The organism is Agrobacterium sp. V1, from assembly GCF_030518355.1.
Classification (GTDB): Bacteria; Pseudomonadota; Alphaproteobacteria; order Rhizobiales; family Rhizobiaceae; genus Agrobacterium; species Agrobacterium cucumeris.
The window spans coordinates 1,200,292-1,217,310 of the sequence record NZ_JAULSF010000002.1 but is presented as its reverse complement, the minus strand read 5'-3'; the positions used below and the strand labels follow the sequence as shown (position 1 = coordinate 1,217,310).

Below are 17,019 nucleotides of genomic sequence, written 5' to 3'. Positions count from 1 at the left end.
TGGCCGCCATGGTCGCGCCCTCCACGAGCACGAAAAACGATCCGAATGCGCCCGTCGCGCGACTGGTGGATGTGCGGCTGACCTTTGGCAGCACGGTAGCGCTGGCCGACATATCGGTCGAGATTCCCGCTGGCCGGATGATCGGGCTTATCGGGCCGGATGGTGTCGGTAAATCCAGCCTGCTGTCACTTGTCTCCGGCGCACGCGCCATACAAAAGGGAAAAGTGGAGGTTCTGGGCGGCGATATGTCCGATCCGCGCCACCGCGAGGACACCTGCCCGCGCATTGCCTATATGCCGCAGGGTCTCGGCAAGAACCTCTATCCGACCCTGTCCGTCTTCGAGAATATCGATTTCTTCGGCAGGCTGTTCGGGCAGGGCAGCAAGGAGCGGCAGGCGCGTATCGCCGAATTGCTCAAAAGTACCGGTCTGGAGCCTTTTACGGACCGCCCAGCCATGAAGCTCTCCGGCGGCATGAAGCAGAAGCTCGGGCTCTGCTGCGCGCTGATCCACGATCCTGACCTGCTCATTCTCGATGAGCCGACCACCGGCGTCGACCCGCTGTCGCGCCGGCAATTCTGGGAGCTGATCGATACGATCCGTGCCGGGCGTCCGGGCATGAGTGTGATCGTCGCCACGGCCTATATGGAAGAGGCAGCCGGTTTCGACTGGCTGGTCGCCATGGATGGCGGTAAAATCCTCGCCACCGGCTCCCCCGACGAACTTCTCGAACGCACCTCGACCGCCAATCTCGATGCCGCCTTCATCGCTCTCCTGCCGGAAGAAAAGCGCAAGGATTATCACGAGGTGCATATCGCGCCACGCAAGGTGACGGATGATGGCGACTATGCCATTGAGGCGTCGCATCTCAGCATGCGCTTCGGTGATTTCACCGCCGTCGACAATGTCAGCTTCAAAATCCCGCGCGGCGAGATTTTCGGCTTTCTCGGCTCGAATGGTTGCGGAAAATCCACCACCATGAAGATGCTGACGGGGCTTCTGGCCGCCAGCGAAGGCGAAGCGAAACTGTTCGGGCACAAGGTGGATGCCAGCGACATGGCGATCCGCCACCGCGTCGGGTACATGAGCCAGGCGTTCTCGCTCTATTCCGAACTGACCGTGCGCCAGAACCTTGATCTGCACGCACGGCTGTTCAAGCTGCCGGAAGAAACCATTCAGCCGCGTATCGCCGAGATGGTGGAGCGTTTCGATCTGGGTGCGGTCATGGAAACCATGCCTGACGATCTGCCGCTTGGCATCCGCCAAAGGCTGTCGCTGGCCGTGGCGATGATCCATTCACCTGACATTCTCATCCTCGATGAGCCGACCTCGGGTGTTGATCCCGTGGCGCGGGACGGCTTCTGGCAAATCCTCGCGGATCTGTCGCGTAACGACAATGTCACCATCTTCATCTCCACCCATTTCATGAATGAGGCGGAGCGCTGCGACCGGATTTCGCTGATGCATGCCGGCAAGGTGCTGATCAGCGATACGCCTGACGCGATTACCAAAAGCCGCGATGCCGCGACGCTGGAAGAGGCTTTTGTCGCCTATCTCGAGGATGCCTCCGGTGTCAAAAAGGCGGAGCCCGCGACAGCGCCTGCCGCAACAGCGAATGCGCCGACGATGCAGCACGCGACGCCTAGCCGCAAACGTTTCTTCGATGTGAGACGCATGTTCAGCTATACGCGCCGTGAGGCGCTGGAACTGCAGCGCGATCCCATTCGCGGCACGCTGGCGGTGCTTGGCAGCGTCATCCTGATGTTCGTGATCGGCTACGGTATCAATCTCGATGTCGAGGATCTGACCTTCGCGGTGCTGGACCGCGACGATTCCACCATCAGCCGCGATTACGTGCTGGACATAGCCGGCTCGCGTTACTTCATCGAGAAGGAACCGATCCGCGACTATGCCGATATGGACAGGCGCATGCGCGACGGGGAACTCAGCCTTGCCATCGAAATCCCGCCCGGTTTCGGCCGTGATGTCCTGCGCGGCAAGACGGTGGAGGTTGGTGCGTGGATCGATGGCGCCATGCCGCAGCGGGCGGAGACCGTGCGCGGTTACGTGCAGGGCATGCATCAGACATGGCTGGCGCGCAAGGCGAGTGAAATCTACGGCAGCGCGGCGACGCAAAGCACATTCAGCATCGAGACGCGCTATCGTTACAATCCCGATGTCAAAAGCCTTGTCGCCATGGTGCCGGCGGTCATTCCGCTGCTGCTGATGCTCATACCGGCCATGCTTTCGGCACTCAGCGTCGTCCGGGAAAAGGAGCTCGGCTCCATCGTCAATCTTTACGTGACGTCGACGACGCGGCTGGAATTCCTGATCGGCAAGCAGCTTCCCTACGTTGCGCTTGGCATGCTCAACTTCCTGCTTTTGACGGCATTTGCGATCTTCATCTTCCGGGTGCCGTTTACCGGCAGTTATCTTGCTTACGCGACGGGCGCCTTGCTTTTTGTCATCATCGCCACATCCATCGGTCTCGTCATGTCGTCCTTCATGAAAAGCCAGATCGCGGCGATCTTCGGCACCGCCTTGCTGACGCTTATTCCGGCGACGCAATATTCGGGCATGATCGATCCGGTTTCGTCGCTGCAGGGGGCGGGGGCCTTTATCGGCAACATCTATCCCGCCACCTATTTCATGACCATTTCGCGTGGCACCTTCTCAAAGGGGCTGGATTTCGCCGGCCTTTCCGGCTCGTTCCTGCCGCTCATCATCGCCATTCCGCTGCTGCTCATCGCCGGCGCCGCCCTCTTGAGGAAACAGGCGTCATGAGGTTGTTTTCGTCCAACATCTTCCAGCTCGGTATCAAGGAACTGCGCGGTCTGGCGCGTGACGGCATGTTGCTGCTCCTCATCGTCTACGCTTTCACACTGCAAATCTACACCGGCTCCAGCGCGCTGCCGGAAACGCTGAACAATGCCGCCATCGCCATTGTCGATGAGGATCAGTCGCCGCTTTCCGGCCGCATCAGCACAGCGTTTTATCCGCCCTATTTCGCGCCGCCGAAGCAGATTTCGATTGCGGAAATGGACAAGCGCATGGATGCCGGGCTCGATACCTTCGCGCTCAATATTCCACCGGATTTCCAGCGTCGACTGATGGCCGGGCAGCAACCCGCGATCCAGCTCAATATCGACGCCACCCGCATGAGCCAGGCTTTCAGCGGCGGCGGTTATGTGCAGACCATCGTGACGAGCGAAGTTCAGGAATATATGAACCGATATCGCGGTGTGACTTCGGTGCCGGTGGATCTGACGCTGCGCTCCCGCTTCAACCCGGAACTGGACAAGTCGTGGTTCGGCTCGATCAACAACATCATCACCGCCGTCACCATGCTGTCGATCGTACTGACGGGAGCGGCGCTCATTCGCGAGCGTGAGCATGGCACGGTCGAGCATCTGCTGGTCATGCCGGTCACGCCGCTGGAAATCATGCTCAGCAAGGTCTGGTCCATGGGCCTTGTTGTGCTGGTCGCCTCGGCATTTTCGCTGTTTGTTGTTGTCAGGGGTCTGCTTGCCATTCCCATCGAAGGCTCGCTCTTGCTCTTTCTGCTTGGAACTGCCCTGCAGCTCTTCGCCATGACGTCGATGGGCATATTCCTTGCGACGGTTGCCGGGTCCATGCCGCAATTCGGCATGTTGCTGATCCTGTTCCTTTTGCCGCTGCAGGTGCTTTCGGGCGCCATGACGCCGCGGGAGAGCATGCCTGATATCATCCAGTATCTCATGCTTCTCGCTCCCAACACCCATTTCGTCATCCTGGCGCAATCGGTGCTTTTCAGGGGCGCGGGGCTGGATGTGGTGTGGCCGCAACTGCTGGCGCTGCTCGCCATCGGCTCGGCGCTCTTTATCTTTGCGCTTCGCCGCTTCCGGCGTTTTCTGCGCTAGAGTGAGGGGAACCCGCCGTTTTTTTGGCCACTTCCGGACAAGTTGAATTAATTGTGTTCGGTAACGGTATGTTCGCCTTCCGGGAATATGCCTATGAGGACGGCTGGGTAAAAGCGGGCTTTGTTCAGGAGTAGCATAATGAATATTGCAGCACGTCTGTCTTTGACGGCCATGATCGCACTGGCCGCGACATCATCTTTCGCCTCTGAAGATATGACTTCGGAGACGAGCGAGGCGATATTCGGTTTCGCTGGCGCCATGACGAAAGAAGACATGCTGAAAAGTGCGGCGCTTATTCCCGTGGAATATGAAAGAAACGCCACTATCGGCGGCGGCTACCAGTTTTATCCCTACCGCATCGGCAATGTAAAACTGGGCGGCGAGATCGGCATTGCCGCCAGATTTGGCAAAGGCTTCACCGGCGAAGTCTGGGCAGGCCCGGTCGCCCGTTATGAGCAGATCAGGCTTGGGGAGCGGTTGTTCATCACGCCAAGCTTTACCGCCGGTCTCAGCCTTGTCACGGATGCGCAGCCGGGCCGCGAGCGTGAGCAGGAAATCAAGGACGACGGCAATGCCAATGTCCTGTTTTATCTCGGGCCGGAAATCAACGTCTCCTTCAGCGAGGATTCCTCGACGGAATTCTTCTGGCGTCTTCACCACCGTTCCGGCGGTGGCAAAACTTTGGGCAATATGAAAGGCGCCACAAACGCCAATGTATTCGGTGTCCGCTACAAGTTTTGAGACGAGTGCGCCGGGCAAAGCCTCGCGAACCGGCTGAATTTCAGTCATGTTCCTTTTTCGCTGCAAATCGCCATGACGAACCCTTGCGTCTGGTGCATGGGTGGATTGCCTTATTCTGCCTGTTCATTGGGCATGGGAAAGCGCATATAGAGGGCATCAAAGGACGCCGGAACGAAAACGTTGCTGACGTCACCTAAACCTCAAGAAAGGGTCATGTCATGAACGTAGCACGCAGCTTTAACAATTGGCGCAAATATCGTCAGACCATCAACGAACTGGGCCGCATGAGCACCCGTGAACTGCACGATCTCGGTCTCGACCGCAGCCAGATCACCAGCGTTGCCCGCGCCGCAATCGGCAAATAATCAAGACGATATTGCCGTGTCTTAATCCCCAAACGCCCGCTTCGCGGGCGTTTTTGTTTTGGCGGCTCATTTAATCTCGTCGTCGCCTTGGGGCGCCTGTAACGAGGTTTTGCCCAATTGTGTAAAATACGGATGCCGCGTTTTTTGCAGACGATGCGGTAGGGACGGGAAGCTGTTGCGTCGATATCCCGCAGCGTAAAATTCGCCATGCACAAAATGCATATCTGTACTGCAAGCTTATGCCTGTGAAATGCGCAGGAAAATGCTATCTTCCAATCATCGAAACGGATGTACCTCCTCCCACATCCTTTTGATAATGCGGGTGATCCTACTCCTCCTCCCGAGGATTGCCCCGGGGACAGCGGTTTTCCTCCTCCCATATCGCTGTTCATCTTTTCAGAAGCCTGCCGCACCTCCTCCCGCGGCAGGCTTTTCTGTTTTCAGCATTATTTTCACGAACTGCCACAGTCGAACGGCATCATGCCGATGGGGGTCACCGCATGTGTGCCGGCCCGTTTGGCAAGCGCGTAGGACAGGCATTGCTCCACCGCGTCCTGTGGCACGGGCTTGGCAATCACTCCGGCACCGATGCCGAGATTGACGACAACTTCCGGGTTTGCCGTCATGAAAATCACCACGACGCCATGATCCTGCGAAAGACGCCGGCCGATCTCGGGGCCGGTCTGGCCGTCGGCAAGGTTGACGTCGACAAAGGCGATGTCGGCGCGGCTGCCGAGTGCAACAGCCTCGTCCAGCCGGTTGGCGATGCCGATCACATCTGCCTCTTCATCTGCCTGGAGAATGGAATCCTCTATATCCATGGCGATGAGGAACTCATCTTCGACGATCAGCACCCGCGGTTGTTCCAAGCGGAAACCCGGTTCGCTTTGCAAGACGTCTGCCAACATATGCCTGCCTCCATTCTGTGCGCCCAAGCGCTGTCGGCAAGCAAACACCTGTCGGCACAACTCGTTCCAAACTGAGATAAACATGGTGAATGGAGTGTAAACAGCGTGCCTTTTCGGCTATCACCATTCAATAGCGAAGCAGTTGATTCGGTTTGGTTTTCATCCGGGGGAAGGGTGGGAGAACGTTGCCGTAGCGCATCTTTCGCCGCTGGAGCACAAGTCTTTTGGCCGCAATCGGCCGATAGCTTATATGCAATTCAACGCGTTAAAGCCTCCTTCGTGCGCCAGGAAGGAAGTGCGGGAACGCCGCCGATCATTCGCGTGCCGCGGCCAAAACGGCGCGGGACCCTATGAGTTTAGAAAGAGAATAACACGATGACCCAGTCTCCGCGCGCTTCGATTGCCCGCAACACTCCCAATATCGCTGTCGTTGGCGTTGGTGGCGGTGGCGGAAATGCGATCAACAACATGATCTCCGAAGGCATTAGCGGGGTCGATTTCATCGCCGCCAATACGGATGCGCAGGCGCTGAAGAAAACCAACGCGCCGCGGATGGTTCAGCTCAGTTCCGAGCTGACCGGCGGACTTGGTGCAGGGGCCGATCCTGAGGTCGGCCGGCAGGCGGCGATCGATTCACTCGATGAGATCATGGATCACTTGAGCGGTTACGACATGTGTTTCATCACCGCTGGCATGGGCGGCGGCACCGGCACGGGCGCTGCCCCGGTGATTGCGGAAGCCTGCCGGGCAAAGAACATCCTGACTGTTGGCGTCGTTACGCTTCCTTTCAGCTTTGAAGGTGCGCGCCGCATGCGGGCTGCCGAATACGGCTTTGCCAACCTGCTGAATACCGCCGATACCGTCATTGTCATTCCCAACCAGAACCTGCTGCGCATCGCTGACGCCGGCACCACCTTCGAGAATGCGCTGAAGACGGCCGATAAGGTCCTGTCGCTCGGCGTGCGTTGCGTCACCGATCTCATCCTGCGCGAGGGTCTCGTCAATCTCGATTTTGCCGATGTGCGTTACGTCATGAAAAATGGCGGCCGGGCGCTGATGGGCACGGCACAGGCCAAGGGCGAAAAGCGCGCCTCGGAAGCGGCGGCAGCCGCCATCGCCAACCCGCTGCTCGGCGAACCGTCGCTGAAAGAAGCGCGCGGTGCGCTGGTGGCCATCTCCGGCGGCAACGATCTGACACTCTATGAGATCGACGAGGCTATGACGCTGGTGCGCGAGGCGGTGAGCGAGGAGACGGATGTGGTTATGGGCGCTTCCTTCGACCCGACGCTGGACGGTGCTTTCAAGATCTCCGTCGTGGCCACCGGCCTGCGCAACTGAGGCGCAGCTACAGCGACAGGGAGTTATGGGGGAGTACGAGGGTGCGGCTCGTTTCTTCTCCCCGCCGGGGAGAAGGTGGCCCGAAGGGTCGGATGAGGGGGCAACCTAGCCGAATATCTCTACCCTTGCCCCCTCATCCCGCTGCCGCGACCTTCTCCCCGGCGGGGAGAAGAGACAGGCAGCGTGCTCCCCGTTCTCCGATAAACTAAGCGACGACATTTTATACACAGCGTTCACGCCACAAACCGAACAATTAAAAGCCGTCGCGGGTAATTTTCGTGACGGCTTTTTGTTGTTTTTGAACAATTATTCCGCCATTCGGGGAGGCGGGGTTGCAACGCGTCGTTGATAACGAAAAAAGATAATAGTACTCTTTATGTCGACAAGAAGGATTTGGCTATGACGGATATAATTGCTTCTGCCGAGCGCAAGCGCGGCTCCGGCGTAAAGATGGTCTATGATCTGCTGCGCGACGAGATTCTCGATCTGGTCCTGCCGCCGGGAAGCCCCATTGACGAGGTGCAGCTTGCCGAACGATTCAAGATGTCGCGCACGCCGATCCGTGAGGCGCTGGTGCGGCTTTCGGGCGAGGGGCTGATCGATACGCTGCCGAACCGGTCGACCATGGTGTCGAATATCGACTTCCTCAACATGCACACCTATTTCGATGCGCTGGTGCTGATGTACCGGGTCACCACCCAGCTTGCGGCACAATATCATCGCCCCGAAGATCTGGCGGGAATCCGCGCCCACAATGCGGAGTTCGCCATTGCGGTGGAAGAGCAGAATGCGCTGGCGATGATTTCCACCAATGCAGCCCTTCACCTTTCCATCGCCGAGGCAGGCCGAAACCCCTATTTCACCAGCCTGTTCAAGCGCCTGCTGGATGAGGGGCGGCGCATTCTGAGGCTTTATTACCAGTCCTATGAGGATCGTCTGCCGAAGCGTTTCGTCCATGATCACGATGCAATGATCGCCGCCATCGCCGCCCGCGATATCGCCCTTTCCGAAAAACTGGCGCGTGAACATGCCGAACAGATCGTGCAGCAGGTGCAGAAATTGCTGGTGCGAAATGAGCGGCTGGAAATAAATCTGTAGCTTGTCGATTTCTTGTCGACAAATAAAATACAAGATAGTAATGTCCTTGTTGAAAGGGTGGCGCATAGCTGCGTCCATTCCTGAGAACCATGTGCCTTAGGAGCTAATAATGACGGCCAGCATTTTTTCCGGCGTGATTCCCGCCTTGATGACCCCCTGCAAGGATGATCGCACCCCTGATTTTGATGCGCTTGTGCGCAAGGGCAAGGAACTGATCGCCGATGGCATGTCGGCCGTCGTTTATTGCGGTTCCATGGGCGACTGGCCGCTTCTCACCGATGAGCAGCGCATGGAAGGCGTGGAGCGTCTGGTCAAGGCCGGCATCCCTGTTATCGTCGGCACCGGCGCGGTCAACACGGCGTCTGCCGTGGCGCATGCCGCGCATGCCCAGAAGGTTGGCGCCAAGGGCCTGATGGTTATCCCCCGCGTCCTGTCTCGCGGTTCGGTCATCGCGGCCCAGAAGGCGCACTTCAAGGCCATTCTCTCGGCCGCTCCTGAAATTCCGGCGGTTATCTACAACAGCCCCTATTACGGTTTCGCCACCCGCGCCGATCTCTTCTTCGCGTTGCGCACCGAACACAAGAACCTGATTGGTTTCAAGGAATTCGGCGGCCCGGCTGATATGCGTTATGCAGCTGAAAACATCACCAGCCGCGATGATGAAGTGACGCTGATGATCGGCGTCGATACCGCCGTTTTCCATGGTTTCGTCAATTGCGGTGCAACCGGCGCCATCACCGGCATCGGCAACGTGCTGCCGAAGGAAGTCATTCATCTCTGCAAGCTGTCGCAGGCCGCTGCCAAGGGTGATGCGGATGCCCGCAGCCGCGCGCTGGAACTGGAGCAGGCGCTGGCCATACTCTCCTCCTTTGATGAAGGTCCGGATCTGGTTCTTTATTTCAAGCACATGATGGTGCTGAAGGGCGACAGGGAATACACGCTGCATTTCAACGAAACCGATGCCCTGACGGACAGCCAGCGCGGTTATGTCGAGGCGCAGTTCAAGCTGTTCAACAGCTGGTATGCCGACTGGAGCAAGCTTCCGGGCGCCGTTCAGACCTGCAAGGCTGCCTGAGATATTGCTGCTGCGAAAAAAAGGCCCGCAACTGCGGGCCTTTTTTGCATGTGATGAGGTTTGATGCGTCACTCAGCGTTTTTTGCGACTGCATAGCATCCCCGCTCCGTCACCCCGGACTAGATCCGGGGTCCAGCGCGATCAAGTCCTTGATCGGGGAAGACTCTTTCACGGCGCAGACGCGCCGTGGCTGGATGCCGGATCGAGTCCGGCATGACGGAGGAGAGGCACGTTGTTGCCATGCGGCTCGCAATTGCGGGCCTTTTTTCATTTCCACATCCAAATGGTCAGGAGACCGCGTCCAGACCCTTCTCCAGCAACCGGTCGAGCCCGGCCATTTCAGCGGCGGTGAGCGTAATGCCTTCGCTCTCGGATTTGGCGCGCGCCGCAAAGCGGCGGCCGGAGGGCAGGCGGGCGCCCTGGCCGATGATGGCGTCAAACAGCACTTCCGCGCGCTGGAATGGGTCGCCCGGGCGGCCCTTGGCGAAGGCTTCCGGAGAAAACGCGACGATCAATTCGCCATGGGTCGGGGCTAGCGTTGTCGTGCCGAGGAAATCGAGGGCTTCGGGGCTGGTCAGGTCGCCGATCATGATGCCGGCAAGAAGTTCGATCATGGTGCCGATCGCCGATCCCTTGTGGCCACCGAAAGGCAGCATGGAGCCGGCGAGCGCGGCTTCCGGGTCGGTCGTCGGCTTGCCTTCGGCATCCAGCGCCCAGCCTTCGGGTAAGGATTTGCCGGCGCGCCGGTGCAGTTCGATTTCGCCGCGCGCCGCAACCGACGTGGCGAAATCGAAGACATAAGGTGAGGTGTCCTTGCGCGGCCAGCCGAAAGCGAAGGGATTGGTGCCAAGCAGCGGTTTGCTGCCGCCCGTCGGGGCAACGGTGGAGTAGCTGGGGCACATCACCAGTCCAGCGAGGCCGTTCGATGTCAGCCCCTCAACCTCAGGCCAGAGCGCCGAGAAATGCGTGCAGTCATTGATGACGAGTGAGGCTATCCCCGAACGTTTCGCCCGCTCGACAAGAACCGGCAGGCCCAGTTCGAAGGCGGGATTGGCAAAGCCGCCATTGGCGTTGACTTTGACAATCGCCGTGCCGTCGTCCTCAGCCACCTCGGGGATCGCGTCGGGCTTCACCTTGCCGGCCTTGACGGTGCGCAACGCGCCTTCGATGCGGTAAATGCCGTGCGATTTGCAGGCGTCGCGTTCACCGGCGGTGATGACGCGGGCAAGCGCTCCCGACTGCACCTCATTCAGCCCCGCCTTGCGGAAAATTTCTTCAATCCGCTTTGAAAGCGCATCAATGGTCAGGGTGGTGGCGTCGCTCATCATGATCCTCCGATATCGGCTCGCACATCTTGAATACATAAAGTATACAAAGACATGTCTATTGCAACTCGTCTTTTCGGTGAAGTGCCGCGAAAGCGTAAATCGGTACCGAAGATACAGAGTTTTCAGTTTTTGTGACGGTTTCCTCTTCCCTCTCATTCGCGGGCGGGCCGCAGCACTCGCTTTGGCGCAAGTCCTTGGGCTGAAAAGAGACTTTTCGTCAGTTCCCCGCGCAGCCACCCATGCGGCAAATCCCGATTGTTCGCAGCTGAAAAATTCTTTTTGTATACTAGTTGTATTTTTATGTTGATTTATCGGCCCCATAGGGAAATAGTGACCGCGCCTTCAACGGCAGACCAATTGTGGGAGCAATCAAGAATGAAAAAATCGGTCATCATCGCCAGCCTTCTGGCCGCTACTTCCGTTATCACGCCGGCCAAGGCCGACAAGCTTGACGACATCATTTCCGCCGGTACGCTGCGTTGCGCCGTCGTGCTCGATTTCCCGCCCATGGGTTCGCGTGACGACGCAAACAACCCTGTTGGCTTCGACGTCGATTATTGCAACGATCTCGCCAAGGCGCTCGGCGTCACGGCTGAAATCGTCGAAACGCCGTTCCCCGAACGTATTCCGGCACTGATGTCGGGCCGCGTCGATGTCGGTGTTGCCTCGACCTCCGATACGCTGGAGCGCGCCAAGACGGTCGGCATGACCGTGCCTTACTTCGCTTTCGAAATGGCTGTTACCGCCAACGACAAGTCGGGCATCAAGTCCTTCGAGGACATGAAGGGCAAGACGGTCGGCGCAACCGCCGGCACGTTCGAAGCCATCGCGCTTGAAAAGTCGGTCAAGGAGTGGGGAACCGGCGAGTTCCGTCCTTACCAGACGCAGGCCGACGTTTTCCTCGCGCTGAGCCAGGGCCAGATCGACGCCACCGTTTCCACCTCCACGGTTGCGCAGTCCAACGTCAAGGGCGGCAAGTTTGCCGGTATCTCGGTCGTCGGCAAGGCGCCCTACGATATCGATTACGTCGCGCTCTTCACCAACCGTGACGAGTATGGCTTCATCAACTACCTGAACCTCTTCATCAACCAGCAGGTTCGCACCGGCCGTTACGCCGAACTCTATGAAAAATGGGTTGGCGGCGAAGTTCCCTCGCTCACCGTCAACGGCGTTTATCGCTAATCAGGACTTTTCGTAAACGGCGCGGTCAAAATGATCGCGCCGTTGATCGTTTCTGAAAAGGCGGGACGCTTAATGTTCAACTATACATTCCACTGGAATCAGGCGCTGAAGGCTTTGCCGCAGCTTCTGGACGGTGCGGTGGTAACGCTGCAGATCGCCCTTCTGTCGATGGTGATCGGTCTTACCTTCGCCATCCTGCTGACGCTGTTCCGGCTCTCCGGCAACCGCGTTCTCGGCGCTTTGGCCTCCGTCTGGGTGGAGGTTGCCCGCAACACGCCGGCACTGTTCCAGATTTACATGGCCCATTTCGGGCTTGGCAATTTCGGCATCCACCTCAGCCCCTATACCGCGCTTCTGGTCGGTATCGCGTTTAACAATGCCGGTTATCTGGCGGAGAATTTCCGCGGTGCGCTGAAAGCCATACCGGATACGCAGACGCGGTCGGGCCGTTCGCTTGGCATGACCTCGATGCAGACCTTCCGGCTGATCATCCTGCCGCAGATGCTGCGCGTGGCTTTCCTGCCGGCCACCAACCAGATGGTCTGGGCGATCCTCATGACCTCGCTCGGTGTCACGGTCGGCATGAACACGGATCTCGCCGGCGTCACACAGGCGCTCAATGCGCGCTCGTTCCGCACCTTTGAATTCTTCGCGCTCGCCGCGGTCATCTATTACGTGATCGCCAAGATCGTCACGCTCGCCGCCAGATTGCTGGCCTGGCGTCTGTTCCGTTACTGAGAGAGGTGCGCCATGTTTGAAACCGCTCTCACCTGGAGTGATCTCGCCTTCCTGGCCAAGGGTGCCGGCATGACGCTCGCCGTCACCGCCGTCGCCGTCACGGCAGGCACCCTGATGGGGATCATCTTCGGTATCATCCGTTTCCAGTTCGGTCCCTATTGGTCGCTGCCGCTGACCTTCGTGCTGGATATTTTCCGCTCCGTGCCGCTGCTCATCCAGCTGGTTCTCGGCAATGCCTTCCAGTCGATCGCCAAGCTCGGCTGGCCGCCATTCACCACCTCCTGCGTGGTGCTGTCGCTTTATACGGCAGCCTATTGCACCGAGATCGTGCGCGGCGGCATCGATGCCGTGCCGTCCAATACGCGCCGTGCCTGCCGCTCACTCGGCATGACATGGTCGCAGGACATGCGCTACATCGTCCTGCCGCTCGCCACCCGCGTCTCGTTGCCGTCCTGGATCGGACTGACGCTCGGTGTCATGAAGGATTCGGCCCTCGTGCTTTGGCTTGGCCTTATCGAGCTTCTGCGCGCCTCGCAGATCCTTGTGACCCGCCTGCAGGAACCGCTGACCATCCTGATGATCTGCGGCGCCATCTACTTCCTTATCAGCTTCCCCATCGCCCGTTTCGGCGGGTATCTCGAAAGACGGTGGTCCCCCAATGATTGAGATCGAAAACGTCCGCAAATCCTTCGGCCCGCTGGAGGTTCTGAAAGGGATCAACCTCACCGTCAACAAGGGCGAGGTCGTCACCATCATCGGCGGTTCCGGTTCCGGCAAATCGACGCTGCTCACCTGCATCAACGGCTTGGAGCCGATCGACAGCGGCAAGATCGTCATCGACGGCACGGAAGTGCATGCCAAATCGACCGACCTCAACAAGCTGCGCCGCAAGGTCGGCATCGTTTTCCAGCAATGGAACGCCTTTCCGCATCTGACGGTGCTTGAAAACGTCATGCTGGCGCCGCGCAAGGTTCTTGGCATCTCGAAGGAGCAGGCCGAGGAGATCGCAGTCAAGCAATTGACCCATGTGGGCCTTGCCGAAAAGCTGAAGGTCTATCCGAACCGCATGTCGGGCGGTCAGCAGCAGCGTATGGCGATTGCCCGCGCGCTTGCGATGTCGCCGGAATACATGCTGTTCGACGAAGTCACCTCGGCGCTGGACCCGATGCTGGTCGGCGAAGTGCTCGATACGCTGAAGATGCTGGCGGATGAAGGCATGACGATGATCTGCGTCACCCATGAAATGGCGTTTGCCCGTGATGTCTCCAACCGCGTCGCCTTCTTCCATCAGGGCGTGATGGCGGAAATCGGCACGCCGGACCAGCTGTTCGGCGCGCCGCAGCATGCCGAAACCCAGAAGTTCCTGGCGAGCGTGCGGTAATGCCTGCAAATGATGTCATCGTCATAGGGGCCGGCGTTGTCGGCCTCTCGGCGGCAATCGCCGCGCAGGGCCGCGGTCTTTCGGTCACGGTCATCGATCGCGAGGGACCGGCGGCGGGCGCGTCCGCCGGCAATGCCGGCGCCTTCGCCTTCACCGATATCCTGCCGCTTGCATCGCCGGGCATTCTCTGGAAAGCGCCGAAATGGCTCATCGATCCGCTGGGGCCGCTCAGCGTGCCGCCGGCCTATGCGCTGAAGATCGCACCGTGGATGTTCCGCTTCTGGCGCGCCTGCGCGGCATCGAAAGTCGAGCATTCCACCGCCGCGCAGACGGCGCTGATGGACCTTTCCAAAGCAGAGCTGGAGCCGTTTCTCAAAAAGACGGACACGATTGCGATGCTGCGCAAGGAGGGGAACCTTCAGGTCTATGAAAGCGAAGCGGAATTCGAAAGCTCGCTTTCCGGCTGGAAGGCACGCGAACGCCACGGCATCGAGTTCCGGCATCTGAACGCCGAACAGATGGCCGAGATACAGCCCGGCATCGCGCCGCGTTTTACCTGCGGCACCTTTACGCCCGGCTGGTTTTCCATTGCCGATCCCAAGCTTTACACCCTGACACTGGCCGAGCATTTTCGCAGCATTGGTGGCCGCATTGAATGCCTCGATGTCGGCTCGCTCCGACCGCTGGATGATGGCGTCGAGGTGGTGAGCCATGATGGCCGCACCCGCAAGGCCGGCAAGGTGGTGCTGGCGGCGGGGGCTTTCTCGCACCGCATCGCCCGCTCGCTTGGCGAAAAAATTCCGCTGGAAACGGAACGGGGTTATAATACCACCCTGCCTCCAAGTGCTTTCGATCTGCGCACGCAGGTCACCTTCGGCGGCCATGGTTTCGTCGTTACCCGCCTTTCCTCCGGTATCCGCGTTGGCGGTGCCGTGGAGCTGGGCGGACTGGAGCTTCCGGCCAATTTCGCCCGTTCCGAGGCGCTTTTGACCAAGGCAAAGGCTTTTCTGCCGGGCCTGAAAACTGAAGGCGGCAAGCAGTGGATGGGCTTTCGCCCCTCGCTGCCGGACAGCCTGCCGGCCATTGGGCAAGCGCAGCACACGGCGCGGGTGGTTTATGCTTTCGGCCACGGGCATCTGGGGCTGACGCAATCGGCGGGCACGGCCCGCATCGTCGCCGATCTTCTGACGGGGCAAAAGCCCGCCATCGATACAAGGGCATTTTCGCCGCAACGTTTCTGACGGGGATTTTTCGATGTCTTCTTCCGTTTCGACAACAGCTGCTCCTCAGGCGCGCAGCATCCTGACCGGCGCCGCCGAAGGCAAGGTCATCGCCACCACCGAGGCGCTGAGCTTCTGGGGCGGGGTCGATCCCGCCACCGGCAAGGTGATCGATGTGCATCACCCGCTGCATGGCATCTGTCTCACCGGCGGCGTGCTGTTCATGCCGACCAGCCGTGGCTCCTGCACCGGTTCCGGCGTGCTGCTCGATCTCATCCTCACCGGCCGTGCACCCTCGGCGCTGGTTTTCTGCGAGGCTGAAGACGTCCTGACGCTTGGTGCCCTCGTTGCGGCGGAAATGTTCGACAGGGCTCTGCCGGTCGTCCGCCTTGATGCGGATAATTTCGCCCGCTTCTCGCGTGCTGCGCATGTCAGCATCAACGAGAACACCATTGAGGCCGACGGTATCTCGCTTGCCAGCGCGCCGCCGGCGACGGCCCATCTCGACCTGAAGGACGAGGATGGCGCAATGCTGGAAGGACGCGACGGCATTGCGACACGCCAGGCCATGCGCATCATCGTAGCCATGGCCGCCCAGCAGGGTGCGTCGACGCTTGTCGATGTGACGCAGGGCCATATCGATGGCTGTATCTATGCCAGCCCCGCCAACCTCACCTTTGCCGAAAAAATGGCTGACATGGGCGGCAAGGTGCGGGTGCCAACCACCATGAACGCCATTTCGGTGGACAAGGCGCATTGGCGGGCGCAGGGCGTGCCGGAGGATTTCGGCGATCCGGCCGCAAGGCTTGCGGATGCCTATGTTCGCATGGGCTGTCGCCCCACCTTCACCTGTTCGCCTTACCTGCTGGACAGTGCGCCAAGTGCCGGCGAATCGATCGGCTGGGCCGAGTCGAATGCGGTGATCTTCGCCAATACGGTGCTCGGTGCCCGCACCGCAAAGCACCCGGATTTCCTCGATCTCTGCATTGCGATGACGGGCAGGGCGCCGCTTTCGGGGGTGTATCTCGAAGAAAACCGCCGGCCGCAGCGCATAGTCGATGTGGCCCTGCCAGCTGGCATCGATGACGCCTTCTGGCCGCTCGTCGGTTATCTCGCCGGCAAGGCCGCGCCGGATTGCATTCCGCTGCTGCGTGGTCTTGGAGCTGCAAAACCGTCGCGGGATGATCTGAAAGCGCTTTGCGCCGCCTTCGGCACCACCTCCGCCTCGCCCATGCTGCATATCGAGGGTGTGACGCCGGAAGCGGGACTTGCGCCACTCGAAACCGCCGGGACCGTGACCATTTCGCTCGCCGATATGGCCGCCGGCTGGTCGCTTCTGAACGAGGGACCGGAAGAGGTGCAGCTCGTCGCCATCGGCAGTCCGCATGCCTCGCTGGAGGAATGTCGGGCGCTGGCGACCGTGTTTAATGGCCGCAAGCGCCATGCGGATGTGGCCGTCATCGTCACTGCCGGTCAGCAGGTCATCGATGCGGTCGTGCAGGACGGCACGCTGCAGAGCCTGAAGGACAGCGGCGTGCAGGTGCTGCCGGATCTCTGCTGGTGTTCGATTTCCGAGCCGGTCTTTCCGACGAAGACCCGCGCACTGATGACCAACTCCGGCAAATACGCCCATTACGGCCCCGGTCTCAGCGGCCGCGCGGTGCGCTTCGGCAGCCTTGCCGATTGCGTTGACAGCGCGCTGACCGGCCGTGCCGTATCCCGCCTTCCTGTCTGGCTTTCGTGAGGA

General features: G+C 59.7%; 15 protein-coding genes. 13 read left to right on the top strand and 2 right to left on the bottom strand.

Features of this window, described 5'->3' with window-relative positions:
• The first annotated feature begins 8 nt into the window (after window positions 1–8).
• The 4 genes from rbbA (at window position 9) to QSV77_RS19490 (ending at window position 5,004) form a co-directional block, all read left to right on the top strand.
• Window positions 9–2,783: a ribosome-associated ATPase/putative transporter RbbA gene (gene rbbA, locus QSV77_RS19505; protein WP_302734735.1), complete on the top strand. Its 2,775-nt coding sequence runs from the start codon at window positions 9–11 to the stop codon at window positions 2,781–2,783.
• Window positions 2,780–3,898 carry an ABC transporter permease gene (locus QSV77_RS19500; RefSeq protein WP_302734734.1) on the top strand — a complete coding sequence of 373 codons (1,119 nt, stop codon included), beginning with the start codon at window positions 2,780–2,782 and terminating at the stop codon, window positions 3,896–3,898. The genes rbbA and QSV77_RS19500 overlap by 4 nt, the downstream gene beginning before the upstream one ends.
• A 138-nt stretch (window positions 3,899–4,036) precedes the next feature.
• On the top strand, window positions 4,037–4,639 hold the full coding sequence (locus QSV77_RS19495; protein ID WP_052820447.1) for a hypothetical protein: 603 nt from the start codon (window positions 4,037–4,039) through the stop codon (window positions 4,637–4,639).
• A 218-nt stretch (window positions 4,640–4,857) separates the two neighbouring features.
• Window positions 4,858–5,004: a DUF1127 domain-containing protein gene (locus QSV77_RS19490; protein WP_080843067.1), complete on the top strand. Its 147-nt coding sequence runs from the start codon at window positions 4,858–4,860 to the stop codon at window positions 5,002–5,004.
• A gap of 452 nt (window positions 5,005–5,456) precedes the next feature.
• Here QSV77_RS19490 and QSV77_RS19485 read toward each other — a convergent pair whose 3' ends face one another.
• Window positions 5,457–5,912: a response regulator gene (locus QSV77_RS19485; RefSeq protein ID WP_302734733.1), complete on the bottom strand. Its 456-nt coding sequence runs from the start codon at window positions 5,910–5,912 to the stop codon at window positions 5,457–5,459.
• Window positions 5,913–6,287: 375 nt separating this feature from the next.
• Between QSV77_RS19485 and ftsZ the strand changes: the two genes are divergently transcribed.
• The 3 genes from ftsZ (at window position 6,288) to QSV77_RS19470 (ending at window position 9,423) form a co-directional block, all read left to right on the top strand.
• Window positions 6,288–7,250: a cell division protein FtsZ gene (gene ftsZ / locus QSV77_RS19480; protein ID WP_046801213.1), complete on the top strand. Its 963-nt coding sequence runs from the start codon at window positions 6,288–6,290 to the stop codon at window positions 7,248–7,250.
• Window positions 7,251–7,649: 399 nt separating this feature from the next.
• Complete coding sequence (locus tag QSV77_RS19475) at window positions 7,650–8,348, top strand: GntR family transcriptional regulator (protein WP_080843068.1); 699 nt, start codon at window positions 7,650–7,652, stop codon at window positions 8,346–8,348.
• Window positions 8,349–8,457: 109 nt separating this feature from the next.
• On the top strand, window positions 8,458–9,423 hold the full coding sequence (locus QSV77_RS19470) for a dihydrodipicolinate synthase family protein (protein WP_302734732.1): 966 nt from the start codon (window positions 8,458–8,460) through the stop codon (window positions 9,421–9,423).
• A 287-nt stretch (window positions 9,424–9,710) separates the two neighbouring features.
• Here the strand turns inward: QSV77_RS19470 and QSV77_RS19465 are convergent, their stop codons facing one another.
• A complete protein-coding gene (locus tag QSV77_RS19465) occupies window positions 9,711–10,748 on the bottom strand; it encodes an Ldh family oxidoreductase (protein WP_302734731.1) in 1,038 nt (345 codons plus the stop codon).
• A gap of 378 nt (window positions 10,749–11,126) precedes the next feature.
• Here QSV77_RS19465 and QSV77_RS19460 point away from each other — a divergent pair, with 378 nt between their 5' ends.
• The 6 genes from QSV77_RS19460 (at window position 11,127) to QSV77_RS19435 (ending at window position 17,016) form a co-directional block, all read left to right on the top strand.
• On the top strand, window positions 11,127–11,933 hold the full coding sequence (locus QSV77_RS19460; protein ID WP_302734729.1) for a transporter substrate-binding domain-containing protein: 807 nt from the start codon (window positions 11,127–11,129) through the stop codon (window positions 11,931–11,933).
• Between the two features lie 72 nt (window positions 11,934–12,005).
• Entirely contained in the window at window positions 12,006–12,671 is a 666-nt protein-coding gene (locus QSV77_RS19455; protein ID WP_065116852.1) for an amino acid ABC transporter permease, read from the top strand.
• 12 nt (window positions 12,672–12,683) lie between these two features.
• Entirely contained in the window at window positions 12,684–13,337 is a 654-nt protein-coding gene (locus QSV77_RS19450) for an amino acid ABC transporter permease (protein WP_065116851.1), read from the top strand.
• A complete protein-coding gene (locus QSV77_RS19445; RefSeq protein WP_020811659.1) occupies window positions 13,330–14,052 on the top strand; it encodes an amino acid ABC transporter ATP-binding protein in 723 nt (240 codons plus the stop codon). The genes QSV77_RS19450 and QSV77_RS19445 overlap by 8 nt, the downstream gene beginning before the upstream one ends.
• Window positions 14,052–15,293: an FAD-binding oxidoreductase gene (locus tag QSV77_RS19440; protein ID WP_302734728.1), complete on the top strand. Its 1,242-nt coding sequence runs from the start codon at window positions 14,052–14,054 to the stop codon at window positions 15,291–15,293. Before QSV77_RS19445 ends, QSV77_RS19440 begins: the two co-directional genes overlap by 1 nt.
• A 13-nt stretch (window positions 15,294–15,306) precedes the next feature.
• Complete coding sequence (locus QSV77_RS19435; RefSeq protein ID WP_302734727.1) at window positions 15,307–17,016, top strand: aconitase X; 1,710 nt, start codon at window positions 15,307–15,309, stop codon at window positions 17,014–17,016.
• Window positions 17,017–17,019: the final 3 nt, after the last annotated feature.

Coding starts and splice junctions, on each gene's coding strand:
- rbbA (WP_302734735.1), top strand. CDS start 9: ATGGTCGCGCCCTCCACGAGCACGAAAAACGATCCGAATGCGCCCGTC.
- QSV77_RS19500 (WP_302734734.1), top strand. CDS start 2,780: ATGAGGTTGTTTTCGTCCAACATCTTCCAGCTCGGTATCAAGGAACTG.
- QSV77_RS19495 (WP_052820447.1), top strand. CDS start 4,037: ATGAATATTGCAGCACGTCTGTCTTTGACGGCCATGATCGCACTGGCC.
- QSV77_RS19490 (WP_080843067.1), top strand. CDS start 4,858: ATGAACGTAGCACGCAGCTTTAACAATTGGCGCAAATATCGTCAGACC.
- QSV77_RS19485 (WP_302734733.1), bottom strand. CDS start 5,912: ATGTTGGCAGACGTCTTGCAAAGCGAACCGGGTTTCCGCTTGGAACAA.
- ftsZ (WP_046801213.1), top strand. CDS start 6,288: ATGACCCAGTCTCCGCGCGCTTCGATTGCCCGCAACACTCCCAATATC.
- QSV77_RS19475 (WP_080843068.1), top strand. CDS start 7,650: ATGACGGATATAATTGCTTCTGCCGAGCGCAAGCGCGGCTCCGGCGTA.
- QSV77_RS19470 (WP_302734732.1), top strand. CDS start 8,458: ATGACGGCCAGCATTTTTTCCGGCGTGATTCCCGCCTTGATGACCCCC.
- QSV77_RS19465 (WP_302734731.1), bottom strand. CDS start 10,748: ATGAGCGACGCCACCACCCTGACCATTGATGCGCTTTCAAAGCGGATT.
- QSV77_RS19460 (WP_302734729.1), top strand. CDS start 11,127: ATGAAAAAATCGGTCATCATCGCCAGCCTTCTGGCCGCTACTTCCGTT.
- QSV77_RS19455 (WP_065116852.1), top strand. CDS start 12,006: ATGTTCAACTATACATTCCACTGGAATCAGGCGCTGAAGGCTTTGCCG.
- QSV77_RS19450 (WP_065116851.1), top strand. CDS start 12,684: ATGTTTGAAACCGCTCTCACCTGGAGTGATCTCGCCTTCCTGGCCAAG.
- QSV77_RS19445 (WP_020811659.1), top strand. CDS start 13,330: ATGATTGAGATCGAAAACGTCCGCAAATCCTTCGGCCCGCTGGAGGTT.
- QSV77_RS19440 (WP_302734728.1), top strand. CDS start 14,052: ATGCCTGCAAATGATGTCATCGTCATAGGGGCCGGCGTTGTCGGCCTC.
- QSV77_RS19435 (WP_302734727.1), top strand. CDS start 15,307: ATGTCTTCTTCCGTTTCGACAACAGCTGCTCCTCAGGCGCGCAGCATC.